The 16,364-nt window shown below is 58.8% G+C and carries 14 protein-coding genes and 2 tRNA genes; 3 read left to right on the top strand and 13 right to left on the bottom strand.

What is annotated here, in order from left to right:
* Nucleotides 1–21 precede the first annotated feature (21 nt).
* The gene (ddlA, locus tag D8U18_RS26550; RefSeq protein ID WP_131109014.1) at nucleotides 22–1,116 is read left to right on the top strand and encodes a D-alanine--D-alanine ligase; all 1,095 of its coding nucleotides are present in this window, start codon (nucleotides 22–24) and stop codon (nucleotides 1,114–1,116) included.
* Between the two features lie 104 nt (nucleotides 1,117–1,220).
* Here the strand turns inward: ddlA and D8U18_RS26545 are convergent, their stop codons facing one another.
* The 3 genes from D8U18_RS26545 to ggt form a co-directional block, all read right to left on the bottom strand.
* Nucleotides 1,221–1,592, bottom strand: coding sequence for a helix-turn-helix domain-containing protein (locus tag D8U18_RS26545; RefSeq protein ID WP_131109012.1), 372 nt, complete (start codon nucleotides 1,590–1,592; stop codon nucleotides 1,221–1,223).
* Between the two features lie 2 nt (nucleotides 1,593–1,594).
* Nucleotides 1,595–1,897: a type II toxin-antitoxin system HigB family toxin gene (locus D8U18_RS26540; protein ID WP_131109010.1), complete on the bottom strand. Its 303-nt coding sequence runs from the start codon at nucleotides 1,895–1,897 to the stop codon at nucleotides 1,595–1,597.
* Nucleotides 1,898–2,076: 179 nt separating this feature from the next.
* Entirely contained in the window at nucleotides 2,077–3,909 is a 1,833-nt protein-coding gene (gene ggt / locus D8U18_RS26535) for a gamma-glutamyltransferase (protein WP_131109008.1), read from the bottom strand.
* A 166-nt stretch (nucleotides 3,910–4,075) separates the two neighbouring features.
* Here ggt and D8U18_RS26530 point away from each other — a divergent pair, with 166 nt between their 5' ends.
* Complete coding sequence (locus tag D8U18_RS26530; RefSeq protein WP_131109006.1) at nucleotides 4,076–5,185, top strand: DUF2817 domain-containing protein; 1,110 nt, start codon at nucleotides 4,076–4,078, stop codon at nucleotides 5,183–5,185.
* A gap of 98 nt (nucleotides 5,186–5,283) precedes the next feature.
* On the opposite strand, the gene D8U18_RS26525 is transcribed toward D8U18_RS26530, so the two are convergent.
* Nucleotides 5,284–5,360, bottom strand: a tRNA-Met gene (locus D8U18_RS26525).
* Nucleotides 5,361–5,476: 116 nt separating this feature from the next.
* Entirely contained in the window at nucleotides 5,477–7,534 is a 2,058-nt protein-coding gene (locus D8U18_RS26520; protein ID WP_130904054.1) for a methyl-accepting chemotaxis protein, read from the bottom strand.
* Nucleotides 7,535–7,866: 332 nt separating this feature from the next.
* Here D8U18_RS26520 and D8U18_RS26515 point away from each other — a divergent pair, with 332 nt between their 5' ends.
* The gene (locus D8U18_RS26515) at nucleotides 7,867–9,084 is read left to right on the top strand and encodes an MFS transporter (RefSeq protein WP_056853279.1); all 1,218 of its coding nucleotides are present in this window, start codon (nucleotides 7,867–7,869) and stop codon (nucleotides 9,082–9,084) included.
* A gap of 95 nt (nucleotides 9,085–9,179) precedes the next feature.
* On the opposite strand, the gene ychF is transcribed toward D8U18_RS26515, so the two are convergent.
* From ychF to D8U18_RS26475, 8 genes are all read right to left on the bottom strand, one after another.
* Nucleotides 9,180–10,280: a redox-regulated ATPase YchF gene (gene ychF / locus D8U18_RS26510; RefSeq protein WP_015096822.1), complete on the bottom strand. Its 1,101-nt coding sequence runs from the start codon at nucleotides 10,278–10,280 to the stop codon at nucleotides 9,180–9,182.
* A 23-nt stretch (nucleotides 10,281–10,303) separates the two neighbouring features.
* Nucleotides 10,304–10,888, bottom strand: coding sequence for an aminoacyl-tRNA hydrolase (gene pth, locus D8U18_RS26505; RefSeq protein WP_056853278.1), 585 nt, complete (start codon nucleotides 10,886–10,888; stop codon nucleotides 10,304–10,306).
* Between the two features lie 169 nt (nucleotides 10,889–11,057).
* A complete protein-coding gene (locus tag D8U18_RS26500) occupies nucleotides 11,058–11,660 on the bottom strand; it encodes a 50S ribosomal protein L25/general stress protein Ctc (protein WP_130903566.1) in 603 nt (200 codons plus the stop codon).
* 141 nt (nucleotides 11,661–11,801) lie between these two features.
* The gene (locus tag D8U18_RS26495) at nucleotides 11,802–12,743 is read right to left on the bottom strand and encodes a ribose-phosphate pyrophosphokinase (RefSeq protein WP_003171603.1); all 942 of its coding nucleotides are present in this window, start codon (nucleotides 12,741–12,743) and stop codon (nucleotides 11,802–11,804) included.
* 45 nt (nucleotides 12,744–12,788) lie between these two features.
* Nucleotides 12,789–12,863 (bottom strand) — tRNA-Gln (locus D8U18_RS26490).
* Nucleotides 12,864–12,900: 37 nt separating this feature from the next.
* A complete protein-coding gene (ispE, locus tag D8U18_RS26485; protein ID WP_056853276.1) occupies nucleotides 12,901–13,752 on the bottom strand; it encodes a 4-(cytidine 5'-diphospho)-2-C-methyl-D-erythritol kinase in 852 nt (283 codons plus the stop codon).
* Between the two features lies 1 nt (nucleotide 13,753).
* Complete coding sequence (gene lolB / locus D8U18_RS26480; RefSeq protein ID WP_056853275.1) at nucleotides 13,754–14,371, bottom strand: lipoprotein insertase outer membrane protein LolB; 618 nt, start codon at nucleotides 14,369–14,371, stop codon at nucleotides 13,754–13,756.
* 4 nt (nucleotides 14,372–14,375) lie between these two features.
* Entirely contained in the window at nucleotides 14,376–16,100 is a 1,725-nt protein-coding gene (locus D8U18_RS26475) for a tetratricopeptide repeat protein (RefSeq protein WP_130903569.1), read from the bottom strand.
* Nucleotides 16,101–16,364 lie beyond the last annotated feature (264 nt).

The raw sequence follows: 16,364 nt of genomic DNA, 5'->3' as shown, positions 1-16,364 counted from the left end.
CATTCACTTCGAGACCAGGCAATGAGCAAACTGCGTGTAGGGATTATTTTTGGTGGTCGTTCGGCCGAGCATGAAGTGTCGCTGCAATCGGCGAAGAATATCGTCGATGCCTTGGACCGTTCGCGCTTCGAACCGGTGCTCATCGGCATCGACAAACAAGGGCATTGGCATCTCAACGACCCTTCGAATTTTCTGCTGAACCAGGAAAATCCGGCGCTGATTGCCCTCAATCAGTCCAACCGGGAGCTGGCGGTGGTGCCCGGCAAAGCCAGCCAGCAGTTGGTGGAAACCTCCAATCAGGAACTACTGGGGCATGTCGACGTGATCTTTCCGATCGTCCACGGCACGCTCGGTGAAGACGGTTGCCTGCAAGGCCTGCTGCGCATGGCTGATTTGCCGTTTGTGGGTTCCGATGTACTCGGTTCGGCGGTGTGCATGGACAAGGACATCAGCAAGCGCCTGCTGCGTGATGCGGGCCTGGCGGTCACACCGTTCGTGACCCTGACCCGCACGACTGCCGCCCGCAGCGGTTTCGCGCAAGTATCGACAAAGCTGGGTCTGCCGCTGTTCGTCAAACCGGCGAACCAGGGGTCTTCCGTAGGCGTGAGCAAAGTGACCAGCGAAGCCGAGTATGTGGCGGCAGTCGAGCTGGCGCTGGGCTTCGACGACAAGGTGCTGGTCGAGTCGGCTGTCAGCGGTCGCGAAATCGAATGCGCGGTGCTTGGCAACGAACAGGCAATCGCCAGCGGTTGTGGCGAGATCGTGGTGCGCGACGGGTTTTATTCCTACGACAGCAAATACATCGACGACACGGCCGCGCAAGTGGTGGTCCCGGCCGATATCAGCGTCGAGGCCAGCGAGCGCATTCGGGCCATGGCGGTCGAGGCTTTTCATGTGCTCGGATGTTCCGGGCTGGCGCGGGTCGATGTATTCCTGACCGACAGCGGCGAAGTGCTGATCAACGAAATCAACTCGCTGCCCGGTTTCACCCGTATCAGCATGTACCCGAAACTCTGGCAAGCCGCGGGCATGACCTACAAAGAACTGGTTACGCGGCTGATTGAACTGGCGATGGAAAAGCATCAGGCGCGACGGGCGTTGAAAATCAGTCGTTGAAACGATGTTCACGAGGCCCTGGGTACCCTGATGCCTTTGCGCTCCAGTTATCACGCGCCCGGAGCCGGATGTCGCTGGAATGAGTCGTCATTGGCTGCTTCTGATCAAGCCTGCTTTACAGGCTTGATCAGACTCTGTGCCGGTATTCCGAATAGATTGTGAAGCTTCCAGATCATGGGAAGTGTTAATGCGCGCTTGCCATTGAGCACTTCATATACGCGGTTTGTCCGACCAATTGCTGGCGCAAGGTCAGCGGCGGACAACCCAGACTGTTCCATTCGAAATTTGATTGCGTCGATGGGGTTGGGAAGGTCTACCGGAAACTGCTTCGCTTCATAGGCTTCAATAAGCGTGATCATGATTTCGAAGTAATCAGCTTCAGGTGTGCCAGGTTCTGGTTCGTTGTCGAACAGTGCAGACACCTTCTTGAGCGCTTCGCGGTAATCCCCGTCGGAGTGAATCGGGTGAATGTTCATAGTTACTCCATCTCGACTGTATCAGCGTCGATCGCGTCGTACTGCTTGTGAGAACCGACAAATTTTATGTATACGGCCCCGAAACGATAGGCCACAGCCACTACCAACCTAAACTCGTTGCCCTTGATGTTGAACACGACTCTCCGGCTCTTGAGAATACTGGCGGTAGCGAAATGCAACTTGATGTCCGCAGGTGTTCTCCAGGCCGCATTTCTTGTTTCATCAATCCAGGCCAACAAGGGTTGTTCAGCGTTCGGGTGCTTTTCCCAAAAGTTTTTTAGCTGGTTGATGGCGATGATTCTCATGGCACGATCCTAGTCCCGTAGCGGGACTGATGCAAGGTCTGTGAAGTCGCAGTGACTTTAATCAATACCGTGTTTTTTGCGGGTAGGAAAAGGCAACGCTGGATCGTCGTCGTGGCTTAATTTCCCAAGAAAAAGGCCTACCACCCGGTAAGCCCTTTTCCATTTTCTCACCGTCGCATTTAATCCCCCAACGCTTCACCCTCGCGTCGAGGGTCTGCGCCGCCGGCCAATGATGCTTTGCCTTGCGCATCCTTGACCCGAACCACGGCCTGAGTGCCGCTGGTCATGTCTATCTCGTTCACGTTGTGGCCTTTGTCCTTCAGCGTCTGGATCAGCATGGGGCTGAATTGTCCGCGTTCCAGTTCGGTCGGGCCGTTGCGGCTGCCGAAGTTGGGCAGGTTGATGGCTGTTTGCGGGTCGAGGTTCCAATCGAGCAGGCCGATAGTGGATTTGGCGACATATTCGATGATCTGCGAGCCACCGGGGGAGCCGATGCTGGCGAGGAATTCGCCGTTCTGACGATCGAAGATCAACGTCGGGGCCATGGAGGAGCGGGGGCGTTTGCCCGGTTCGACGCGGTTGGCGACCTTCTGCCCATTTTCCTCGGGGATGAATGAGAAGTCGGTCATTTCGTTATTGAGCAGAAAGCCCTGAACCATCACATGCGAGCCGAATGCCGATTCGATGGTGGTGGTCATCGAGACCGCGCCGCCCTGATCATCGACGGCGACGATTTGCGAGGTGGAAATGCGCAAAGGCGAACGGTCCGGCGCATAGGCGACCTGAATGCCCGGCGGTGTGCCCGGTTTGGCGGTGCCCATGCTGCGATCGCCGATCATGGCGGCGCGGCTGGCCAGGTAAGCCGGGTCAATCAGGCCTTTGACGGGCACCGGCACGAAGTCCGTATCGGCCACGTATTGCGCGCGGTCGGCATAGGCCAGGCGCTCGGCTTCCGAGATCAGGTGCACGGCTTCAGGGGACGGTTCGATGCCGGCAGGGGCGCTGGTTTTCAACGGTTTCATCGCAGCGAGTGCGAAGCGCTGATCGCGAGCCTCCAGGGCTTGCAACGTGCCGAGGATCTGCGCCACGGCAATTCCGCCCGATGACGGCGGCGGCATGCCGCACACCTGCCAGCGTTTGTAATCGCTACACAGGGGCGCGCGCTCCTTGGCGTTGTAGTTGGCCAGATCGACCAGTGACAGGCTGCCGGGATTGGCATGACCTTGGACCTTGGCCACGATTTCCTGCGCGACAGCGCCTTTGTACAACGCGTCCGGTCCTTCCTTGGCGATACGTTGGAACAACGCTGCCAACGGCGGATTTTTAAGCAGAGTGCCACTGGCTTTCGGGCTGCCGTCGGCATTGCGAAAGTAAGCCATCATCTCGGGGGAGCGAGCCATGGACGAGTCCGAGGCGATCAGCCCGTGCAGCCGTGGCGAGATGGCAAAACCTTGCTCGGCCAATTCGATCGCCGGTTCGAACAGTTGCGCCCATGGCAGGCGACCGTGTTTGCGATGGGCCAGTTCAAGCGCACGCAACACGCCCGGCGTGCCAACCGAGCGGCCGCCAATCTGTGCCTGGGTGAAGGGCATGGGTTGGCCGTCGGCCTGCAGGAAAAGCTTCTCGGTGGCGCCAGCCGGTGCGGTTTCGCGGCCGTCGTAGGTGCGCACGGTTTTACCATCCCACAACACAATCAAGGCGCCACCGCCGATGCCTGACGATTGCGGTTCGACCAGCGTCAATACCGCTTGCATCGCAATCGCGGCATCGATGGCCGAACCACCGCGACGCAGCATCTCGCGCCCGGCTTCGGCGGCCAGCGGATTGGCGGCGGCTGCCATGTGTTTCGAGGCGTGGCGGGTCTGTAGATCGGTGCGATAACCGGAAGCGCTTTCCGGGGCGAGCGGCAGTGTCGGTACCGATGCGTTGTTGCAGGCGCCGAGGGTTATCGCGGCGGCGATCAGCGCAATGGCTGACACTCGATGGCGGTTCAAGCGCAAAACTGAGAACACGTGGGGCACTCCATCCGTGAGATAAACGTTCCGGCGACTTTATCTACCGTCTTGCGGTGACGCAAACCGGCTCTCGCTGCAAAGATTGCATTGTGCTTCATCATCGGGCGGATTTTCTGTAGGGTCATTGCCAACAGGCAGGTCAGAAAACCAACTAGAGGCAGACATGCAGACCGAGTTTCCAACGCAGCCAAGTTACCGAGCTCAGCGCGAACAGTTTCTGGCAGCGGCCAGCGCGGCGGGTGCGACGCTGAGCGAGTACGCTCATCCGCTCAGAGGGCCGTTCGGTGAACCGCTGGCGACTGACGTGGCGGTGCTGGGGGATCCAGGTGCCAAGCGATTGTTGATCGCGTTGAGCGGCACCCATGGCGTGGAAGGCTTTTACGGTTCGAGTTGCCAGATCAAGTGGCTGCAGGAACTTGGCAAGCGCTCATTGCCGGCGGATGTGGCTGTGGTGATGATCCATGTAATCAACCCTTGGGGCATGGCGTGGCTGCGGCGGGTCAACGAAGACAATATCGACCTGAACCGCAATCACCTGAACTTCCAGCGCCCACTGCCGGACAACCAGGCTTACAACGCGCTGCATGACATCTATGCCTGCACGCAGTTGCGAGGCCCCGAGCGGGAGCGGGCCGATGCGTTGCTCGATGAACAGGTTGAGCGACACGGCTGGCCAGCGGTGATGTCGATCGTCGAAGGTGGACAGCATGCTCACCCCGATGGCCTGTTTTATGGCGGGCTGGTGCCGAGCTGGTCGAATCGCACGTTGCACCGGATCATGCAAAAGCACATGAGCCATGCCGAGGTTGCCATGTGTTTCGATCTGCACACCGGCGCCGGTGAGTACGGGCATCCGATGTTATTGACCATAACCGAGTCTGCCTATCCGGCGCTGGCGGATGCGCAGGCGATCTATGGGCCGTGGCTCTACAGTTTGCAAACCGGCGCCGACACCTTGAGCGAAACCGGTGTGGCCGCGACGGCCACCGGCTATACCTCGCAGGCATTGCTCGATGCGCTGCCACAGGTGCGGTTGATGCCGTTTGTCATTGAGTGCGGGACGTATCCGGGCCCGGACGTGCATCGCCATCTGCGTGATGATCATTGGCTGCATCTGCATGGCAATCCAGGTGATGCGACAGGGCGCGAGATCAAGCTGAATCTGCTGGAGCAGTTTTATCCTGCCGACAACGATTGGCAGGCGATAGTCTGGTTACGGACCTGGCAGATCTGGGAGCGAGCGCTGTCTGCATTGCCGACGGTTCGAACCTGATCGACGAGCGCAGCGGTTGAGGATCTCCTGTCACCGCGGCGCAGTTTTCTCGAGGCATAAAAAAACGGCCTACCTTGCGGTAAGCCGTTTTTAGTACTTGGTGGCTACACAGGGACTTGAACCCCGGACCCCAGCATTATGAATGCTATGCTCTAACCAACTGAGCTATGTAGCCAAGTGGCGCGCATTATTCACCGGTAACGGGGATGCGTCAAGCACAAATCTAAAATATTTCTCTACGCTTTCAACCGCTTATCCTCCTGAGCCGAAAAAAACACTCGGGGGAGGGCATCAATTGAGCTGAAACCTGCCGGTATTGGCACTCAATGCCTTGCTGCCATGGCTCAATGTGTCGGCTGCGTGGTTTACCGCACGGGCACCTTCGAGTAAACGCACCGCGGCCTGATCGACCTGTTGGATGTTGCCGCTGACCTCGTCGGCGGTGCTGGCCTGTTCCTCTACGGCTGTCGCAATCTGCGCCAGGGTGTCGGTGACGCCCTGTACTGCACTGGCAATTTCCCCCAGGCGCTCGCCCAGGCCCGTGACGGCCAGGGCATCGGATTGCGCCTGGCCACACGCCGCTTCCATCAGGCTGACGGCTTCGTTCACCGTGCTGCGCAAACTGTCGACCGTACCGGCGATCTGCGCGGTCGAGGTCTGCGTGCGTTGTGACAGGCTGCGCACTTCGTCGGCCACCACTGCAAAACCACGGCCCTGCTCGCCGGCACGGGCGGCCTCGATGGCGGCGTTGAGCGCCAACAGGTTGGTCTGCTCGGCGACGCCGCGAATGGTGTCGACCACCAACTGGATCTGCTGCCCTTGTTCACTGACCCGACCCAGCGCGGCAGCGGTGTCGTTCAGACGCTGATTGAGCGCCTGAATACTTGCCGTCGTACGCAGGCTGTCCCGACTGCTGTCGGCAGCAATGCGTTGAGTCTGCTGAGCGCTGCCAGAAGCCTGCTCGCAACTGTGGGCCACCCCTTGAGAGGTCGCGGCCAATTGCGTGGCCGCAGCGGCTATCTGACTGATCTGCAACTGTTGGGCTTCGACCTCGCCCAGCGCATCGCTGGAATGGTGGTTGAGGGTTTGCACGGCGTTGCTCAATTGCAGGGTTTCGTGATCCACACCGAGCAAACTGGTACGCAACTGCACCACGGCAACATTCAGCGCGGTGCTGATGGCCGCCAATTCGTCCCGACCTTGAACCGGCGCTTGCAGGCTCAGGTTGCCGTCGCGCAGGGCTTCGGCGAGCAGGGTGATACCGCTGGCGCTACGGCGGATCGACGCCTGCAAACAAATGAACAGGTACAAGGCCGCCAGCAGCAGGCAGCCAAACACGCTCGCCACCACGATGAACTGACGGATCGCCGAGTCGTGGTAGTAATCAAGACGCTGGTCCAGCGATTCCAGCGATTGCTGGCGCAACGCCGCGAGGTTGGCGAGCAGGGCGTCCAGGCTGCGCTCAAAGTCTTCGGGCTTGAGGTTGATGCTGCCGCCGAACACGCCGTCATCGAGGACTTTCAACCCTGAATCGAGGTGCTTGAGGCTGTCATGGTACTGATCGGCCCAGGTTTGCAGGGCGCTGGGCAAGCGGGCCTCGAGCAGTCCCGCCGTTTTTGCCAATTGCTCCCTGGCATCTCCAATGCGGCTGCGCAGATCACGTAATTGCAGGCGACTTTGCAAGGTGAACTGCCCGGACACCACGGATGCCTGGCCCACGGCGGCCAGGCGACCGACGCGTTCGATCAGGTCCGGTGCGTGCTGGGTGGAAATCTGTGTCAGCAGGTACGTTTCCAGCCAGGGTGCGAGTGTCAGGCGATTGTCCATGGCGATTTGCTCGCGCAACGCTTGCAGCGCACTCAAGGCGTTGGTGAAGCGATCGTAACCGTCCGGCCACCAACCGACGCTGCTGAGGCTTTTCGAGTCGAGGCCGTTGAGAGCCGACTGCAGGGTTTGAAAACGCGTCAAGGTTTCATCCTTGGCCTGGTCTTTTTGCAGCGTTGCACCAAGGTCAGAAGCGGCCTGAGTGACGGCGGGCTGGACCGCGTCGAAGGCTGCCATGGCGGCCAGCGTTGCAGGCGTCGGTTGGCGATTGGTTTCCGTTGCGCGCCATCGGGCTGCACGATCACGTTGGGCGGAAAGCAGGTTGTCCAGCGCATCAAGGGCGAGAAGTTGACGAACCCCGGCACGTTCTCCTGAGATCAAATTCAGTTTGTCGCGATAATCCTGGCCGATCATCCACAGGCTGCCGGCCAATGGCAGGATGAACAGCAGAAACAACAGCTGGAACTTGCGCGCAAACCCGAAACGCCCCAGCAGCCCGATCCCCGGTGATAAAAAAGCCTGCATGCCCCGTGACTCCTTTGAACACCGCGCACCATTGGCGTGCGTCGTGACTCGTAAGACCACGACCGGTGCCCCTTAAAAGGCCTCGAAAGTTCACCATTGCCAGCTCTGTAGGCCGACTCTGTGGCGAAACTTCCCATTCTCGGCCCTCTTTGTAAGAGGGCCGCGTTGAAGCGGAACAGGAAGGCAAGATTCAGACCATGGCACAGCGCTATCACCTCTTTAGCGATGAAAAATTGAAGTAGTTAGCAGGCTAAGGGGATGGCGCTCCTGCACCGAAAAATGGCACATTGACGCAACTGTTCGTGTGCACCCTTCGTTGTCTGGAAACCCCCATGGCTATCAGCAATGCCCAGACCGGTTCCGTGCCGGCCTCCGCTCCTTCGCAAAGCAGTCCTCTGGTCATGCGCATCATCGGCGCAGTGGCGCTGGCGCACTTGATCAATGACCTGATTCAGTCGGTACTGCCGTCGATTTACCCGATGCTCAAGGCTAACTATGGCCTGACATTTACCCAGGTCGGGTTGATCACCCTGACGTTCCAACTGACGGCTTCGCTGTTGCAGCCGTGGGTCGGGTATCACACCGACCGCCATCCCAAGCCGTGGCTGTTGCCAGCGGGCACCGTGTGCACGTTGGTGGGGATTGTGATGATGTCGGTGGTCGGCAGCTTCCCGATGATCCTGCTGGCGGCGGCGCTGATCGGCATTGGCTCCTCGACCTTCCACCCGGAAGCTTCTCGTGTGGCACGACTGGCCTCGGGCGGACGCTTCGGGCTGGCGCAGTCGACTTTTCAAGTGGGCGGCAATGCGGGTTCGGCGTTCGGTCCGTTGCTGGCGGCGGCGATCATCATTCCCTACGGTCAGGGCAACGTGGCCTGGTTCGGGTTGTTCGCGGTATTTGCGTTGTTCGTGCTGTACCGGATCAGCCGCTGGTACGCCAATCACCTGAACCTGTTCAAGCTCAAGCAAGGCCAGGCTGCAACCCACGGGCTGTCCAAGGGAAGGGTGATCAGTGCGCTGGTGGTTCTCGGTTTGCTGGTGTTCTCCAAGTACTTTTATATGTCCAGCCTCACCAGTTATTTCACCTTCTACCTGATCGAAAAATTCGACCTTTCAGTGGCCAGCTCGCAGTTGCATCTGTTCCTGTTTCTCGGCGCGGTTGCAGCGGGGACGTTTTTCGGTGGGCCGATCGGTGACAAGATCGGGCGTAAGGCCGTGATCTGGTTCTCGATCCTTGGCGTGGCGCCGTTCACGTTGTTGCTGCCGCATGTCGACCTGTTCTGGACCAGTGTGCTCAGCGTGGTCATCGGCTTCATCCTGGCTTCGGCGTTCTCGGCCATCGTGGTGTATGCCCAGGAACTGGTGCCGGGCAATGTCGGAATGATTGCCGGGGTGTTCTTCGGTCTGATGTTCGGTTTCGGCGGGATCGGCGCGGCGTTGCTGGGGCATTTGGCAGATATTCACGGCATCGAGTACGTGTACTTCCTGTGTTCGTTCCTGCCGTTGCTGGGTGTGTTGGCGATTTTCTTGCCTCGCACCAAAAAGGCCTGATCCCAAGCCTCGCTCCTACGGGGTATGGGGTGTTGCCCGAATTTCAGGCACAAAAAAGCCGCGTTTCAAACGCGGCTTTTTCTTGGGTCGAGGTTTTACACGTTGAAGCGGAAGTGCATCACGTCGCCGTCTTTGACGATGTAGTCCTTGCCTTCCAGGCGCCATTTACCGGCTTCCTTGGTACCGGCTTCGCCTTTGTACTGGATGAAGTCGTTGTAGGCGATCACTTCGGCGCGGATGAAGCCTTTTTCGAAGTCGGTGTGGATCACGCCAGCGGCTTGCGGTGCGGTGGCACCGACGCGCACGGTCCAGGCGCGGACTTCTTCGACACCGGCGGTGAAGTAGGTCTGCAGGTGCAGCATTTCGTAGCCGGCGCGGATCACGCGGTTCAGGCCAGGCTCTTCGAGGCCCAGGGCTTCGAGGAACATGTCTTTCTCTTCGCCGTCGTCGAGTTCGGCGATTTCCGCTTCGATCTTGTTGCAGACCGGAACGACCATGGCGCCTTCTTCTTCGGCGATGGCCTTGACCACGTCCAGGTGCGGGTTGTTCTCGAAACCGTCTTCAGCGACGTTGGCGATATACATGACCGGCTTGGTGGTCAGCAGGTGGAAGCCCTTGATCACCGCTTTTTCATCGGTGCTCATGGTCTTCATCAGGCTGCGCGCCGGCTTGCCGAGGGTGAAGTGAGCGATCAATTGCTCCAGCAGGCCCTTCTGAACCACGGCATCCTTGTCGCCGCCCTTGGCGTTACGCGCGACTTTCTGCAGTTGCTTCTCGCAGCTGTCGAGGTCGGCGAAGATCAGTTCCAGGTCGATGATTTCGATGTCGCGTTTCGGGTCGACGCTGTTGGAGACGTGAATCACGTTCTCGTCTTCGAAGCAGCGGACCACGTGAGCGATGGCATCGGTTTCACGGATGTTGGCCAGGAACTTGTTGCCCAGGCCTTCGCCCTTCGACGCGCCGGCAACCAGGCCCGCGATGTCGACGAATTCCATGGTGGTCGGCAGGATGCGCTTTGGGTTGACGATGGCCGCCAATGCTTCCAGGCGCGGGTCCGGCATCGGCACGATACCGCTGTTGGGTTCGATGGTGCAGAAGGGGAAGTTCTCGGCCGCAATACCGGATTTGGTCAGGGCGTTGAACAGGGTGGACTTGCCGACGTTAGGCAGGCCGACGATGCCGCAATTGAATCCCATGGTGTTTCCCCTCGGGTAAAAAGTCAGGCCTTCTGGCTGTGCAGGTTTTTCATCGCGCGGTTCCATTCACCGGCGAGGATATCCGGCAGCACGCCGAGGGCAAAGTCGATGCTGGCATCGAGTTTTTCCTGTTCGGCGCGTGGCGCACGACCCAGGACGAAATTTGAAACCATACTGGCAACGCCCGGGTGGCCGATGCCGAGCCGCAGGCGGTGAAAGGTATTCTGATTACCCAGTTGCGCGATGATGTCGCGCAACCCGTTGTGACCGCCATGGCCGCCGCCCTGTTTGAGCTTGGCGACGCCCGGAGGCAGGTCGAGTTCGTCATGCGCCACGAGGATTTCTTCAGGCTTGATGCGGAAGAAACCGGCAAGGGCCGCGACGGCCTGGCCGCTGCGGTTCATGTACGTGGTGGGAATCAGCAGACGAACATCCTGACCCTGATGCGAAAAGCGACCGGTCAGGCCGAAATATTTGCGGTCCGCCACAAGGTTTACGCCTTGTGCGTTCGCGATGCGCTCAACAAAAAGGGCCCCTGCGTTATGCCGGGTCTGTTCGTATTCAGCGCCTGGATTTCCCAGGCCAACGATCAGTTTGATGGCAGTCACGATAGGGGCCCTTCCTAGGAGTGGTGGATAACATCGCCGCAATCAGGGAGAGCGGCGAAAGTGGACGAAAATTGCTCATTTACCATGATGTAAACTCCGCGTTCTCGCCCGCTTTCTCGCTATGCTCTAGTCCGCGATGTTTCCGGTCACTCCGGCGAACAGAGTGAAATTACTCTGCTGCGCCTTCTTCGGTAGCTTCTGGAGCAACACGTGGAGCGTGGACGTTGGCAACAGCCTTGTCATCGCCGTGTGCCAGAGCCACGAACTCAACGCCTTTAGGGGCTTTGAGGTCCGACAGGTGAATGATCGAACCGATTTCGGCGTTAGCCAGATCGACTTCGATGAATTCAGGCAGGTCTTTCGGCAGGCAGGAAACTTCGATTTCCGAAGTAACGTGCGAGATTTCGCCGCCTTTCTTGGTCGGTGCTTCTTCGTTGATGAAGTGCACTGGAACGATAGCGGTCAGTTTCTGGCCAGCGACTACGCGTACGAAGTCAGCGTGCATCACGTGGCCTTTGGCCGGGTGACGCTGCAGGGCTTTGATCACGACGTTCTGCTTGGTGCCACCAACGTTCAGCTCGATGATGTGGCTGTAAGCCGCTTCGTTTTCGAGCAGTTTGGCAACTTCTTTGGCCAGCATGCTGATGGATTCAGGGGCTTTGTCGCCACCGTAAACTACAGCTGGAACCAGGCTTGCGAGACGACGCAGGCGGCGGCTCGCACCTTTCCCCAGGTCGGAACGCACTTCAGCATTCAGAGTAAAATCGTTCATGTTGTATCTCCAAAATAACCACACTCGCCCCAGCGTTTGCGACCAGCGCTAAAGGCGATATGGGCAAAAAAGCCCCGCCCCGACAGGAATGCCGGGGCGGGGCGCTTTTCGTCAACGAGACATTCGAAAAGGGCAGGGCCCTTAGCGGAACATCGCGCTGATCGATTCTTCATTGCTGATGCGGCGGACCGCCTCGGCAACTACCGGTGCGATATCCAGTTGACGGATACGCGCACAGGCTTGTGCTGCAGCGGACAGCGGGATGGTGTTGGTCACCACCAGCTCGTCCAGCACGGAATTTTCAATGTTTTCGATCGCCCGACCCGACAGCACAGGGTGTGTGCAATAGGCAAAGACCTTGGCTGCGCCATGCTCTTTCAGGGCCTTGGCCGCATGGCACAGGGTGCCGGCGGTATCGACCATGTCATCGACCAGAATACAGGTACGCCCTTCGACATCACCGATGATATGCATCACTTCAGAGTGATTGGCTTTCTCACGGCGTTTGTCGATGATCCCGAGATCCACGCCCAGGGATTTGGCGACGGCACGTGCACGCACGACGCCACCAATGTCCGGGGAGACGATCATCAGGTTTTCGAAGCGCTGATCTTCAATGTCATCCACCAGAACCGGGGAGCCGTAGATGTTATCTACCGGAATATCGAAGAAACCCTGGATTTGGTCAGCATGCAGATCAACCGTGAGAACACGGTCGATGCCGACTACGGTAAGCATGTCAGCCACGACTTTCGCGCTGATAGCCACACGTGCGGAACGCGGACGGCGATCCTGACGGGCATAACCAAAGTAAGGAATAACAGCAGTGATACGAGTAGCCGAGGAGCGGCGGAAGGCGTCAGCCATCACTACCAGTTCCATCAGGTTATCGTTGGTCGGAGCGCAAGTCGGCTGAATAATGAAGACGTCTTTACCGCGAACGTTTTCATTGATCTCGGCTGTGATTTCGCCGTCGGAGAATTTGCCGACAGAGATGTCACCGAGAGGGATATGCAGCTGACGTACGACACGCCGAGCCAGATCGGGGTTAGCATTCCCCGTAAAGACCATCATCTTGGACACGCGCAGTACCTAGAGGCTGAGGGTAACCTGGATGAGTATAGAAAATGGCAGGGGCGGCTGGATTCGAACCAACGCATGGCAGGATCAAAACCTGCTGCCTTACCGCTTGGCGACGCCCCTGTATCTGTTGCTTTCAAGTGCCGGGCACTTGATTCCTTTAGAGCAGACTTTGCAGCTTGCGATGCAACATCGAAACGTTGCTTCCTTTCGCTACAAACCCTGTAAGGGTCTCTGTCAGAAGGGCCGAGACTTTATCAGCTTCAGCTTTGCTTGGGAAGCCCCCAAACACACAACTTCCAGTTCCGGTGAGTTTTGCTTCGGTAAATTTACCTAACAAATTCAAAGCGTTACGTACCTCTGGATAACGCCTTGTTACCACCGGCAAGCAGTCATTACGACTGTTTCCCTTGGGAACGGGGCGCACTTTAATGGGCGGCGTGTTACGTGTCAACAACGGATCGGAAAAAATTTCTGCCGTACTTACAGAGACTTGCGGAACGAGCACCACATACCACGGTTCTTCCGGGTCGACAGGGGTCAGTTTCTCTCCGACACCCTCGGCGAAAGCTGCGTGGCCGCGCACGAAAACCGGGACGTCGGCACCCAGCGTCAGGCCCAGTGCAGCCAATCGATCCTCATCCCAGCCCAGATGCCAGAGATGATTCAGGCCGAGCAGAGTGGTCGCGGCGTTCGAACTGCCGCCGCCGATCCCGCCACCCATGGGCAGGATCTTGTCGATCCAGATATCGATGCCCAGTTTGCTGCCAGATTGCTCTTGCAGTTTTTTGGCGGCCTTGACGATCAGGTTACTGTCGTGGGGCACGCCCTCGAACTCGGTGTGCAGGCAAATGACACCGTCATCGCGAACAGCGAAGGTGATTTCATCGCCGTAGTCGAGAAACTGAAACATTGTCTGCAACTCGTGGTAACCGTCTTCGCGGCGACCCAGGATGTGCAGCATCAAATTGAGTTTGGCTGGCGAGGGCAAGGTCAGGCGATTGGCCGGCATGTCACTGCCCCAGTTTGCGAGGTTGCCAGGCCTTGATCACCAACGTGACATCAAGGTCGGTGCCGTGGAGTTTGATCCGCTCGGGCAACCAGTAGCCGTTTTGCTCGGTATAGGCGGTGTACTCCACCTGCCAGCCATCCTGTTCGAGATTGGCCAGGCGGCTGTCGCCATCCAGCGTCAGGCGGCTTTTACTGTCCGGAGCCGGAAGCCCGCGGACCCACCACGCCAGATTGGATACCGGCAATTTCCAGCCCAATTGTTCTTCCAGCAACACATCTGGAGAGGGTGCTTCGTAGCGCCCCTGGTTGGCGACTTCCAGCGAAACCTTGCCCGGGCGTCCGGTCAGGCGAGCGGCTCCGCGACCCAATGGGCCGGAGAGGCGGATGTCGTAGTAATCCTGGCGCTGCAACCAGAACAGCGTGCCGCTGCCTGAGTCCTTCGGTGCGCGGATGCCGATCTTGCCGTCGATCTGCCAGCCATCGAGGTTGGCCAACTGCTGTTTGTGCTCGCGCCATTGGGCAGGGTTGCCGTGGCCTTCGACCGATTCGCGAGCGCCGAAACCCGCACAGCCGGCGAGCAGGGCGATGAAGCTGAAAACAATGATGTGGCGCAAAAACATAATCTTAAAGGGTCTCTGATCCGGTCAGGCGCTTGATGGTACTGCGCAGAATAGGGCTGTCGGGTTGTTCCTTGAGGAATTTGCTCCAGATCTGCCTGGCTTCGCGTTGTTTGCCATTGGCCCACAGGACTTCGCCCAGATGCGCGGCGACTTCCTGGTCCGGGAAGCGCTCCAGGGCTTGACGCAGCAAACGCTCGGCTTCGTCGAGGTTGCCCATGCGGAAGTTCACCCAGCCGAGGCTGTCGAGAACGGCCGGGTCTTCCGGGTTGATCTGGTGTGCCTGTTCGATTAAGGCCTTGGCTTCGACATAGCGAGTGGTGCGATCGGACAGGGTATAACCGAGCGCGTTCAGCGCCATGGCATTGTCCGGGTCACGCTTGATGATCTGGCGCAGGTCTTTTTCCATCTGCGCCAGGTCATTGCGTTTTTCCGCCTGCATGGCCCGGGTGTAAAGCAGGTTCAGGTCGTCCGGGTATTTTTGCAGTGCTTGTTCCAGTACCGCCCAGGCCTTGTCGGGCTGGTTGTTGGCGGACAGGGTTTCGGCTTCGATCAGGTAAAGCTGAATCGCATAGTCCGGCTGTTCGTCGCGTTCGGCCGCGAGCTTGCGCTGGGCTTCGGCGGTCCGGCCGTTGTTGATCAGGATGTCGGTCTGGCGCAACTGTGCCGGCAGGTAGTCGTTGCCAGGGCCGACCTGGCCGTACTCGATCAGCGCGCCTTGCGGGTCATTGCGTTCTTCGGCGATGCGGCCCAGGTTCAAATGCGCCGAGTCAACGTGGCTGTCCCGTGCGATCAGGTCTTCCAGGTAGCCCTTGGCCTCGTCCCAGGCCTTGGCTTCGAGACAGACCAGTGCCAGCGAATAACGCAGTTCGTCGTCATCCGGGTATTGCTGGACCAGGCTGGAGAACTCGGCCTTGGCGTCATCCATGCGGTTCTGCTCGACCAGCATGCGTGCGTACGTCAGGCGCAGGCGCTTGTCCTCCGGGTACTTCTTGATGCTTTTTTGCAGCAGCGGCAATGCTTCGTCGCCGCGGTCGAGGCTTTGCAGCAGCCGCGCGCGCAGCAGAATCGGGGCGATTTCGCCTTCGTCCGGCGGGTTGTCTTCCAGCAGGGTCAGTGCGCCTTTGGAGTCGCCGTCCTGTTGCAGCAACAGAGCCTTGCCGAAAATCAGTTGGCCATTGTTCGGGTGGCGTTGCAGCAAGCGGTTGAAACTCTGCATCAAGCCGTTGCGGGTGTCCTGGTCGGTATCGGCCGCAGACAGCGCAAGGAAATCGAAATGCGTGTCGCCCTTGCCTTGCAGGACTTTCTCCATATAGACCATGGAGTCGTCATAGCGCCCGGCGCGTGCCAGTTGAATGGCCGCCGCCCGTTGTGCCTCGAGGTCGTCCGGGGCGTTTTTCGCCCAGATCAGCGCGGTGTCCAGGGCGGCTTGATCGGCACCCAGGTATTCGGCGATGCGAAATGCCCGCTCGGAAATGCCCGGATCCTGAGTGTTGATGGCCTGGGTCACGTAGTTATCCAGCGCAATGTCGAAGCGATTGCGCTGACCAGCGAGTTCGGCACTCAGCAGGCTGAAGACCGTGTCTTCACTGAATGAGCTGTAAACCTTGGGCTTTTCGGGCACCGGAGTGCTGTCTTCCACCGCGGACGAACTGTCCGGCGACACGGGGGCCAAGGCCTGGCAGCCGCTGAGGAAGACAAAAGCGAGGAGCAACGCGGAAGATCTATTCATATAGGAAGAAGGACGACTAACCTGCGGTCGGATCATCATGACACAAGCCTTGGGCCAAACATAACCGGCCCGGCAATTTACCCGCGCGCCGGGTAAACGAGAAGCGCTCGCAACTCGCGGTACTTCCTGTGGGGGCGATAGATATCGAGTAGTTGTTCTCGATCTGTCGAAGTAGGACAATTGCCGGCTTCACGTCACCATCAGCGACTTTGAATGGCCTTCCTTGCACTCGGTATTAACCACAAGACTGCTTCAGTAGACGTC

The sequence above is a fragment of the Pseudomonas sp. Sample_10 genome (assembly GCF_004321495.1).
GTDB lineage: Bacteria > Pseudomonadota > Gammaproteobacteria > Pseudomonadales > Pseudomonadaceae > Aquipseudomonas.
The sequence above is the reverse complement of the archived record's forward strand: the minus strand, read 5'-3'. Positions and strand labels throughout refer to the sequence as shown.